Source organism: Bradyrhizobium sp. CCH5-F6 (genome assembly GCF_001556045.1).
GTDB lineage: Bacteria > Pseudomonadota > Alphaproteobacteria > Rhizobiales > Xanthobacteraceae > Bradyrhizobium.
Genome location: NZ_LSIC01000057.1, coordinates 42577 through 53453 on the forward strand (window position 1 = coordinate 42577; position 10877 = coordinate 53453).

Sequence of the window (10877 nt, forward strand, 5' to 3'; positions counted from 1 at the left end):
TCACAGCTTCGGCTCGCCGAGGCCGGACAGCCGTTCCAGATGCTTGACGGTCGCGATGAAGTCGGTGTCGCCGTCGCCCTGCGCGACCAGCGAGCCGTAGGTTTCGCGCACCTGCGCCGCGAGCTGAAGCGGCACGCCGACGGCATGGCCGGCACCGAGGATGAGATCGAGATCCTTGGCCATCTGCTTGCAGGAGAAGGTGGACTCGAAATCGCGGGCCCGTAGCGGCGCGGTCTTGTACTTCACCATCGGCGAGGCGACCGCGCTGTCGTCGAGCACCTTTAGGATGTCCTGCCAGGCGATGCCGCCCTTGCGGGCCAGCGCCAGGCTCTCGGCCATCATCGCCGCCGACACGGCGATCATGAGATTGACGGAGAGCTTGGCGTAGCGCGCTTCCTCGGCCGGGCCTAGATAGGTCTGGGCACGGGTGAAGGCGACGAACAGCGGCTTTGCGCTTTCGAAGGCGTCCTTCGGTCCCGACACGAAACAGGTCAGCGCGCCCGTGTGCACGATGCTGGCGTTGCCGGAGACCGGCGAGCGAAGATAGGCGATCCCGCGTGCCTGCGCGGCGGCTGCGACCTCGGTGGAGGCTTCGACGCTCACGGTGCTGGTTTCGATGAGAACAGCTTTTGGCGTCATCGCGGCGATCAGGCCGTTAGGGCCGAGCAGCGCACCGCGCAGGGCAGCGTCATCTGGCAAAGACGTGACGACCGCGGCCTTGCGGCTCACGGCCTCGGCCGGCGATGCGGCAATCGCGATGCCTTGCGCGCGTGCCTCATCGATCCGCGCCGCACTTTGGTCGAACGCGGTGACGGCAAAGCCAGCCTTGGCGACGAGCACCGACATCGGCAGGCCCATCTTGCCGATCCCGATGAAAGCGACGTTCTTCGAAGTGTCTGTCATCGTCCTTGTCCGTTGGCGCCGTCAGGCGGCGCGTCCTTGTCGCTCGATGTCCTGCACCAGCCGCCGGCCGGATTGCGCCAGCAATTCCATCTTCGTCTCCAGCCCCTCGGCCAGCAACCGGCCGTTACGCTTCTTCCAGGTGCCGCCGATCATCGAGGCCTCGATATTGGCAAGGCCCGTCTGCATCACGACGGTGGCGACGGGATCGTGCACCGGGACGAGATTGAGATCGGAGGCGTTGATGATGACGAGATCGGCGAGCTTGCCCGGCGTCAGCGAGCCGATCTGGTGCTCGCGACCGAGCATGCGCGCGCCTTCCGTCGTGATCCAACGCAGCGCTTCGCGGACGGGAATGGTAGTGGTCACCGGGATGGTCCCGCTGGTCTTGCGCGACTCCGCATTGTCGAGCGACCGCTGCATGGAGAGCGCGACGCGGGCGGCGGAGAGAAGATCGCCGGCCAGCACGGATTCCAGATCAATGCCGATCGTCGGCCGAACGCCGCGTTTCAGGAGGCGTCCTGTAATGGGAAAGCCGTGACCCTGGATCATCTCATTCTCGGGCGTGATCGAGAACGACACGCCGAGATCGACCATTCGGTCGAGGAGATCGTCGGGCAGATCGTTGCCATGGACGATGTTCACGCCCGGACCGACGAGCCCGGCCTCGATCAGCTTCTCCCAGCCGCCGGGTGTCTTGGCCGGGCCGCCGCCCTGATGCATCGATGCGATCAGGTTGAGCTCACGCGCAAGGCGGAAATCGTGCATGGCGACGTCGAGGGTCGAATAGTGCGGTCCCAGGATAGCAAGCCCCAGCGTGACGAGACCATTGCGGTCGGCGAGGGGGCCTGTCAGCAACCGCTCGACCTCGCGGCGTGGATGCGGCACTTCCGAGAAATGCGGCTCGCCGGGCTTCGGCTCGGGTTTCGGCGAGCCGTGGAAGAAGGCGGCGCGAATGCCGCTCTCGAACAGGCCGCGCACGGCAGCATCGGTATGATCAGGCGTCGGGTTGTTGTGGCACCAGTCAACGAGGGTGGTCGTGCCGCAATTGATCTGGTTCAGCGCGCCGACCAGCGTCGCAATGTGGATGTCCTCGGGCCGGAACACGGTCGCGAGCCCGGCATGCATGCGGCGGAAATATTCGAGCAGGGTCCAGTTTGCGGCGTAACCTCGCAAGCCCGTCTGCCAGGAGTGCATATGCGCGTTGATGAGGCCGGGGATCACGATGCGCCCGGCGCCGTCGACGATTTCGGTCTCGGCGGCACCGCTGCCGAGGTCGATCGAGGGGCGCACGTCGACGATCCGGTTGCCTTCGACCAGCACATCGCCGCTCGAAAGGTCGCCGATCCTGTCATCCATGCTGATGACGGTCGCGGATCTGATCAGCGTGCGCCGCATCGATCTAAGCCGCCGCTTTGAAGGCGGCCGGCGGCTCGCCGGCCCAGGCGCGTGCGATCAGATCGCGAATGGCGCTCCGTTCGAGCGGACGCGGATTCCAGTAGGCGTTAGTGACGGCGAGATCGGCCGCCTTGTCGATTCCGCTCTCGGGCATGCCGATGTCGCGGAGTGCAAGCTTTGCTCCCAGCCGCTTCGCAAGCTCGAAAAGCCCCTGCGATGCATCGGCAGCGCCGATTGCGCGCGAGATGCGCGCCATCGCATCGGGCACGGCCGGTGCGTTGTAGGCCAGCGCATGCGGCAGCACGATGGTGTGGGTCTCGGCGTGCGGCAGGTCGAAAGTGCCGCCCAGCGTGTGGCAGAGCTTGTGATGCAGCGCCATGCCGACGGTGCCGAGGCAGACGCCGCACAGCCAGGCGCCATAGAGCGCCTCGGTGCGCGCCTCGCGGTCGTTCGCCTTGACGGCGATCGCGGGAAGGGCGCGTGCGAGCGCACGAATGCCTTCCTCCGCCATCAGCGACGTCACGGGATTGGCGTCACGTGCGTAAAGCGCTTCCACTGCATGCGCGATCGCGTTGATTCCGGAAGTTGCGGCCAGAGTCGCCGGCAGCGTCAAGGTGAGATCGACATCATAGATCACCGTCTCCGGCAGCACTGCGGCATCACGCACCGTCGTCTTCAGGCCGTTCTCGGTCTGGCCGACGATCGGCGTCATCTCCGAGCCGGCATAGGTGGTGGGGATGCAGAGCTGGTTGATTCCGGTGCGCAAGGCCAGCGCCTTGCCGAGGCCCGTGGTCGAACCGCCGCCGAGCGAGACGACGCAGTCGGCCCCGCACGCCTTCAGCGCCGCGAGTGCGCGTTCCGTCACCTCGACCGGTGTGTGCATGGTCGCGCCCGGAAAGATGTCGGCATAGAGCGGGCCAAGCGCCGCGCCGAGAGTTCTTCCTTGCGCCTCCTGCTGCGGCGTCGTCAGCACCAGCGCGCGCTTGCCGCCCAGCCGCTCGATCTCGGCTTTCGCGCTAATCAGCGTTCCGCTGCCGAACACGACGCGGCAGGGGAGGTTTTCGAAGGTGAACGAGCCGATCATGCGCCGGTCTCTTTGATGGGATAATCGACCTGGAAGCGGCCGATGCGCAAGTCGCCCAGCGCCTCGCGCACGCGCAGATGTTCCGGGTGGTTGGCGTAGGCGGCGAGCGCGGCCTGGTCGGTGAATTCGGAGAACAGTACGACGTCGCAGGCATAGTCGACATCGCTGACGTCGAGGCCGACCTCAATATGGGTGAGGCCGTCGATCCGGCCGCGCAGACCCTCGAACAGGGTCTTGACCTTGATGCGGGCAGCGGTGCGCTCCGCGAGCGTCTCTCCGCGCAGCCGCCACATCACGATGTGCCTGATCGGGCCCGACATTTCCTGATTTCCTCGCCTGCAACTTGCTTATTGACGCCATTTTGCCTTGCAGAAATCGGAAATAAAGGTCAAAATTTGCAAGTCTCTTTTCCACTTTCAGCAAAAATGGACCGGCTGCTCCAACTCGAGGTCTTCTCCAAAACCGCTGAACTCGGCAGTCTCTCCAAAGCTGCCGAGATCCTGCGCATGTCGAATGCGGCCGCGAGCCGTCACCTCAGTGCGCTGGAGGAGCGGCTTGCCGTCCGCCTGATCGAGCGCAACACGCGTCGGCAATGGCTGACCGAAGCAGGGCAGGAGCTGTTGCAACGTTGCAGCACGCTGCTGAACGAGCTTGCAGAGGCCGAGGACGCGGTCTCCGACCGCGCGCTGTCGCCGAAGGGCATGCTGCGCGTGACGAGCTCGCTATCCTTTGCGATGATCTATCTCGCGCCGATGCTGCCTGCCTTCCGCGCGCTCTATCCCAACCTCAACATGCAGATCATCAGCGCGAACCGTTATCCCGACTTTATCGAGGCGGGGATCGACGTCGCGATCCGTACGCGCGAGCAGGAGCCGGATTCCAACATCATCGTCCGCCGCATCGGCCAGATGCACCGCGTGCTCGCAGCAGCTCCCTCCTACCTGGAAAAGCACGGCCGGCCGGAACATCCCGCCGATCTCGGCCGCCACAACATGCTGATCTACAATCTCGCCAACGATCCCTACTCATTACGGCTGAGCCAGGGGAGCACGACGCAGACGGTGCGGATCGCGCCGACGCTCGACAGCAATGACGGCCAGATCATCTGTGGCGCAGCGCGCGCAGGGCTCGGCATCCTGATCCAGCCGCTCTACATCGTGCAGGGCGATATCGCGGCCGGCCGGCTGGAGCCCGTCCTGATGGGCTGGGAGCTGCCGCTGCTCACCATGAACATCGCCTATCAAAACCGCGTCAGGCTGCCCGCCAAGATCAGGGTCTTTTCCGACTTCCTGGTCAGCCACATCCGCGAGCAGTCACCGCCCGGTATCTGGATCGACGCCGCGAAATGAGTGGAAAGCCGTAGAATTCCGGTCGCCGTGAGGATCTGCGAGCGAAACGCAAATCAAAGAGCGGAGCTCGTGCTGGTTCGCGCCGGCAACACGGCCGATGGAATTCTGCTCGTGAAGGCACTCGTCTTGGGCTGGACGCGCGAGCCATCGATCACCTCGAGCCGGCCGCAGCGGTTCAATGTATGCAGCTTCCTGCCGGGCCATGCCGGTCCGGGCTTCAGAGAGTGACGCACGATCTGCTTGAACGCCGTCGGCGACAGTTCGACCACTTCCGCCAGGGCCAGCGCGGCGCCGTATCCGTCCGTGCAGTTCTGGATCGGGCGCCACAATTTGCCATTGAGAGTGACGAAATTCCCGGCCGGCCGCGCGCTTGCGCGGTCGATCAGGACCGGGTTGCTGGCATGAGGCAACCAGGTCCCCATCAGGTGATCGGCGTAATAGATCGCCAGCGAATCCGAATAGCCGCCCGTGCCGTCGCGCCAGGCGCCAAATAGATAGTACAGGCCGTTGTGCCGGGTGATCGTGGCGTCGGCCAGCTCGAGCCCGGAAAGGAGCGTCGCGTAGCGCTCCCACTTGTCCGGAAAGCGAACGCATTTGTAGAGAGCGACGTCCCCGCGGGTCGAGCTCTCCGGGATCATCCACAGCTCGCCATCGTCTTCGATCAGAAACGGATAGGAGAGGTGCCAGGGCTCCTCCAGCACCGGCATCACCTCGCCGACCGGACCTGCGTCACTGAACTCGATCGCCGAAATGATGCCTTTTCCGAAACGGTGATCGAGATCCTCGAAGAAGACGAACGTTCGTCCCTGCCACGTGACGGGAAAGGGATCGGCGTAGAAGTGGTTTCCAGGATCTCCCAGGACGTTCCAGCCTGGGCCCGATAGATCGCCGGTCTGCCAGACGCCCGCGCCGTCATTGAAGCGCCATCCGACATGCCAGTGCGGAGCGTAGCAGCAGAGGCGATAGACCTCCCTGGCAATCGATGCGACAAGGCCGCGAGCCACATGGCCAACGGGTCCATGGTGCGAGCCGTTGCCAACGGGTCGGGCCAGCTGCGGCACAATTCGCGGCCTTCCCGACAGGATCGCCGTCACCAGGGTCAGGGTTCGCGCCATGACCGTTTCGAGCGCGCCGCTGAGGCCGGCGGCAATTTCTCCGGATGGATGGCCGCGGTCGAGAACTGAACCGTCGATCTCGTTGACGATGTCGATCACGGGCAGGTCGCCGGCGAGAATAGCAGCGAGTGCGGCATTCTCGCCCGCAACTCCGTTGAACAGCGGCCTGAGATACAGCCGGGGAGAACAATTCGGATTCCGCGCGCCGCCCGTGAAATCGACGATCACGTCGGCCGTCTCGGTATGAACCTTAGTGCTTTCCGGAACGATCTTCAGCCTGTCGGCGCCGCTGGCTTTGCCCTTGTGCAACACCACGCGTTCGAGCTCGAACAGGGCATCGAGGCCCGCAGGCCGGGGCTCCGCGGTCGGCACCCATGCGATTTGAACCGGAACGTCCCGCCCGTCGATCGACAGCGTCTCGCGGTTCATCCAGCGCCGCGCGTACTCCCGTTCACAACGAAACTCGATGATCATGCTGAGCCAATCTAGTCCCAAGTATCAGGTCAAACGACCTGGTCGAGAATTCGAATGTATTGCTCCACCATGGCATCTACCGAATAGCGCTTTCTCAAGCCTTTGGCGTTTTGTCGCAGTGCGTCGCTCAGGTGCTTGTCCGTCAGCAACGTGGAAACGGCTGCGGAGAGCTTCGCATGATCGGAGGCGTCGACGAACAGCGCGGTTGGTCTTCCTTCGTAGGACAATACTTCGCGCAGGACGGGAAGATCGGTCACGACGGAGGGGACACCGGCGTTCGCGGCCTCGACCGCGGCCAGACCGAAGGTTTCAGCCTGTGTCGGAAATACGAACACGTCGAGACAGGCGAGGAAGTCCGCCATGCCGCTGGGAGGGATCTCCCCGAGCAAATGCAGTCGGTCCGAGACGTGCAAGTCGTTCGCCAGCAGCCTCAGCCGGGTCTCGTCGGCTCCCTGGCCGGCGAGCGCAAGGTGCCAGGATGGTCGATCCGGCAACAGACGTATCGCCAGATCGAGTCGCTTGTGCGGATGCAGCCTCGCCGCGCAGCCGAGCAGGACGCGATCCGGCGGCAGCTCGAACTTCTGTCGTGCTGCTTCCTTCGACAAAGTAAGGGCCTTGTCGTCGAAGCCGTGCGGGACATGCACCATGCGCGAACGGTAGGCCGCGGGATAACGCGAATACTCGCGCTCCATGTCCTGCGAATTGAGCGTGATGCGGTCGAAGAAGCCGAGGCTGCCCATGACGACGTCGGCGGTGCGGACTGGCCAGCTCATCGACAGCGCGGATGAGACCTGATTTGCGACAACCGGTGCCCGGCTGACGAGGCGCGTCACGCCGCCGCCGATGACGTTGCCGAAATGCTGGAAGGTCAGGACGGCGTCGGGCCTGGTGGTCCGGATGTGGCGGCCGAGCGTCCAGAGCATCCGCAGCAGCGCCACCGGATTCCCTGGCCGGCCCGACGCGCAGTAGAGCGTATGGGGCGGCTCATCGAAAGAGTCCGATTTGCGGAAGAAGAACAGATTGGTGACCCGGTAGCCGCGAGCGGTCAGCCCGGCGCCGAGAAGCCGGGAGATTTCCTGCGCACCGGCGTTCTCGGCCTGGGTTTGTGCGAGGAGCACGTGCAGCTTCCGCCCGCCGCCGTTGGGCCGCGCCGCTGCCGTCGGGCTCGTCTCGCCCAAGTCCTTGTTCGGCTGATAGTGGAGCACGGATCCCGACCCGCCAAAGAAACGAAATCTTCACCTTCTTAACTCCGTACCTATCACGCGGGTACCCCGCGGACACTGGCTAGCAGCAAACGGAGTTAATGCGTGGCCTGGTCACGGCGTCGTTCGCACGGCAATTCGACTGGTTTTCGGCTGGTGCGCAGCGTGCGTGTTAACCATCGGCCTTGCGCGCTGCCGGCGCGTGGCGGCGGACGGCGTGATGGCACCTAGTCACGCGAGTCCGCGCCGCGCACCGCATAGTTGCCGCGCCTGAACACCGAAAAGCGCAGGAGCACGAGAATTGAAGGGTCCACCCCGGTCCGCCGTCGGCAGAGGACATTCAGGGCGATGGTCGCGAGCGCGAGCGACACGGTCGCCGAAATGGCGGCGCCGAGCACGCCGAGCCAGGGAATGAGGACGAGAAATCCCACGAAGCGTAGCGCGACGTTGGCGGCAACGACGGGAACATAGACTCGTTCGTGGCCGGTCAGTTGCAGGATCGCAGCAGACGGGCCGCCCGCCGCCTGGATGGCGGTTCCGATCGCGAGCACGATCAAGACCGAGTGCTGCTCGGTGAAATGAGGTCCGAACAGGTTCAGCAGATATGGGCCGCCGATCCAGATCGTGGCGAGGCCGGCGATGACGCAAAGTGCGGTCACTTCGGCCATCAACCGCAAAGTCCGCTCGAACTCCTGGTGGTTCTTGCTGAAATACAGTGAAGGAAGCCGGCGCGCGCCGAAAGTGTACAGCGCCGCGGACAGCATGGCGAAGATGTTGGCGAGGCGCGAGGCGGCGAAGTAGATTCCCGCGGTCGTCGGATCCAGCATCCAGTAGACCAGAATGACGTCGAAATACTGGTTGGCGACTTCAAGGATGGATGCGAGCCAGAAGTGAAGGGCGCTCGATCGCCAGCGGGCCGTTTCGAAGCGCGCCGGCGTACCGCGCAAGTCCGGCAGCACTCGTGCGATCGATACGATCTGCGCAACGAGGCCCGCCGACATCGCCATTGTCATGACGGCGAACAACTCGGCGGGATCGAGTTGCCGGTGGCCGAGCAGCATGGCGAGCAGGAACAGCACGACGATGACCCGCCAGAAGAGCTCACGATTTCCCTCGCCCATGAGAATGCTGACGAGCGAGCGGGCGATCTGGCTGCCGAGCATCACGCCGGCATTGACGGCCGTGTAGGCCGACACCGCAAGAATCAACAGCCACCAGTCGCCTCTCGCGCCCGCCACGATGGCGATCCCGGCGATCACGACCAGCATTGCGACCGAGGTGATCTTGAAGCTCGACTGGAGAAGGCCCTTGGTAAGGTCCGGCCTGTCGCCGACCTGATACTCGTTCAGGAACCGCACCAACAGGGATTCCTGGCCCACCAGTCCCACGACGGCTGCGATCTGGGCGACTGAAAGCCAGGTCGCAAAGATGCCGAAGCCATGGGGCGACATCGTTCGTGCCGCCAGCGAGAACAATGCGAACGCGAATGCGCCGCTGCCAACCTTGAGGAGGATGGTCCCGGCAACACCGCGCGTGACATCGCGCCGCATGAACTGGAGGATGGATTCAATCATGGAAGTTCAGGGGGCTGCGTTCCCCCGGAGAGGCATGTTCGGGCACCGCGGACACCTAGCATGCCGAAACAGCGCGAGTGTTAACGGACGACTTGCAGGATCTCGCCGGTTGCGCGGGGGATATCGCGGCTGGATCGGTTGCTTCACTCTGGAACATCGTCGTCCTCATTGTCCCGGCTGGCGCAAAGTCCAGCTCGACCGACTGACGGCATAGCGCCGCATCCACGACTGAAGAAGGCGGGATCGGCGATCGGGATGTCGGAACCCGGTATCTACGGAGCATTCCGAGCAAGACGCGTGCCGGGACGGCGGCAACGCGCCGGCGCTCTCGTTCATTAACCTCAATCTTCGTAAAGGATCGCACTTGGCTCCGCGATGCGACATCAGGCGGGAGAATTGCACTGGAACCGCGGTTGACCGTGGGAGCTCGAGCCATGACGACGGATAGAACCGAGCCAGCGGATGAGGGCGAGACGGCACCGATCGTCTCCGACATCGCCGTCGTCGGCGGTGGCCTTGCGGGATCGCTTGCGGCGGCCGTGCTGGCGCGGGCAGGGCATCGCGTTGCTCTCATCGACAAGCGCGCGATCTATCCGGACGAATTCCGGGTCGAGAAGATCGGCGGCCATCAGCTGGACCTGTTTCGCAAGCTGGGCTTTCTCAATGCGCTCGAGGATGTCGCTTGCCGATATGATCGGGTGCTCAATATCCGGGAGGGCAAAGTGGTCGATGTCAGCGTCGGCCAGGCCTACGGATTTCCCTATACCGATCTCGTCGCCATGGCGCGTCGCCAGATCCCCGATCCATCCAACCTGATCGTCGACGAGGTCAACGCGATCAGCAGCAGCGACGATGTCCAGCATCTCGAACTGTCCTCCGGACGACGCGTCACGGCTCGCCTCGTTGTTCTGGCCACGGGGATGGCGGGGGCCCTCGGCTACAAGCTCGGCATCAGGCGGCGCGTATTGGCCGAGCGCCATTCGGTTTCGTTCGGCTTCACGATCGCTCGCCAGGACGGCGCTCCGTTCGATTTCGAGGCGTTGACCTGCTACGGCGATCGCACGGCGGACGGAATCGACTACCTCAGCCTGTTTCCCGTCCGTGCCGGCATGCGGGCCAACCTCTTCATGTTCCGCGATCCGACGGATCCGATCATGCGCGAGTTGCGTCGCGAACCGGAGGCGACAGTCTTGCGTCTGCTGCCTGGGTTACGGAGCTACCTTGGCGATTTTCGTGTGATCGACCGGGTCCAGAATTGGGTGATGGATCTGACCGTCGTCGAGGGACATCTCCAGCCCGGCGTCGTGCTCATCGGCGATGCGTTCCAGACCAACTGTCCCGCCGCCGGCACCGGTGTTGCCCGTCTGCTGGTGGACGTCGACCGTCTTTGCACCGAATACGCGTCGCGCTGGCTCATGACGCCAGGCATGGGCCTGGAGAAGATCTCGCAATTCTATTCCGATCGGGACAAGATCGCGGCAGATCAGCAGTCGCTGAGGATGGCACGCTTCCGCGAGGCTCTGACATCCCGCAGCGACATCGGCTGGGACGTGCGACGACGGTTGCACTTCCTGCGGCGGAGTCTGACACATCGCGTCGATCAGATGCACCCGGGTTGGCTTGGGCGTGTCCGCGGCGCTTTACGGACCTGAGTTTCATTCCCTTCGCCGGCAGGGCTATCGCATATGAGAGCTTTTCCCTGCGGCCATCCTTCGAGACGCCCGCTTTGGCGGGCTCCTCAGGATGAGGACAGAGTGCTTGGCTGCAGTTTCAACGGGCAC

9 protein-coding genes are annotated in these 10877 nt (G+C 64.1%); 2 read left to right on the top strand and 7 right to left on the bottom strand.

Annotated elements, in window-relative coordinates:
• Genes AX729_RS10430 through AX729_RS10445 form a run of 4 tightly spaced genes read right to left on the bottom strand, consistent with a single transcriptional unit; the run spans position 1 to position 3702 of the window.
• On the bottom strand, positions 1-903 hold the full coding sequence (locus tag AX729_RS10430; protein ID WP_061022637.1) for an NAD(P)-dependent oxidoreductase: 903 nt from the start codon (positions 901-903) through the stop codon (positions 1-3).
• 21 nt (positions 904-924) lie between these two features.
• Entirely contained in the window at positions 925-2298 is a 1374-nt protein-coding gene (locus AX729_RS10435) for an amidohydrolase family protein (protein ID WP_061022638.1), read from the bottom strand.
• A 4-nt stretch (positions 2299-2302) separates the two neighbouring features.
• Positions 2303-3382, bottom strand: a complete 1080-nt coding sequence (locus AX729_RS10440; RefSeq protein ID WP_061022639.1) for a maleylacetate reductase — start codon at positions 3380-3382, stop codon at positions 2303-2305.
• Positions 3379-3702: a Dabb family protein gene (locus AX729_RS10445; protein WP_061022642.1), complete on the bottom strand. Its 324-nt coding sequence runs from the start codon at positions 3700-3702 to the stop codon at positions 3379-3381. The genes AX729_RS10440 and AX729_RS10445 overlap by 4 nt, the downstream gene beginning before the upstream one ends.
• 105 nt (positions 3703-3807) lie before the next feature.
• On the opposite strand from AX729_RS10445, the gene AX729_RS10450 reads away from it, so the two are divergent.
• Positions 3808-4731, top strand: a complete 924-nt coding sequence (locus AX729_RS10450; protein WP_061022645.1) for a LysR family transcriptional regulator — start codon at positions 3808-3810, stop codon at positions 4729-4731.
• A gap of 53 nt (positions 4732-4784) precedes the next feature.
• Here the strand turns inward: AX729_RS10450 and AX729_RS10455 are convergent, their stop codons facing one another.
• The 3 genes from AX729_RS10455 to AX729_RS10465 all read right to left on the bottom strand — a co-directional run bounded on the left by AX729_RS10455 (position 4785) and on the right by AX729_RS10465 (position 9096).
• Complete coding sequence (locus AX729_RS10455; RefSeq protein ID WP_061022647.1) at positions 4785-6320, bottom strand: glucosamine inositolphosphorylceramide transferase family protein; 1536 nt, start codon at positions 6318-6320, stop codon at positions 4785-4787.
• 29 nt (positions 6321-6349) lie between these two features.
• Entirely contained in the window at positions 6350-7525 is a 1176-nt protein-coding gene (locus tag AX729_RS10460; protein WP_061022649.1) for a glycosyltransferase family 4 protein, read from the bottom strand.
• A gap of 224 nt (positions 7526-7749) precedes the next feature.
• Complete coding sequence (locus AX729_RS10465; protein ID WP_061022650.1) at positions 7750-9096, bottom strand: lipopolysaccharide biosynthesis protein; 1347 nt, start codon at positions 9094-9096, stop codon at positions 7750-7752.
• 434 nt (positions 9097-9530) lie between these two features.
• Between AX729_RS10465 and AX729_RS10470 the strand changes: the two genes are divergently transcribed.
• Entirely contained in the window at positions 9531-10748 is a 1218-nt protein-coding gene (locus AX729_RS10470) for an FAD-dependent oxidoreductase (RefSeq protein WP_061022652.1), read from the top strand.
• The last annotated feature ends 129 nt before the right edge of the window (positions 10749-10877 follow it).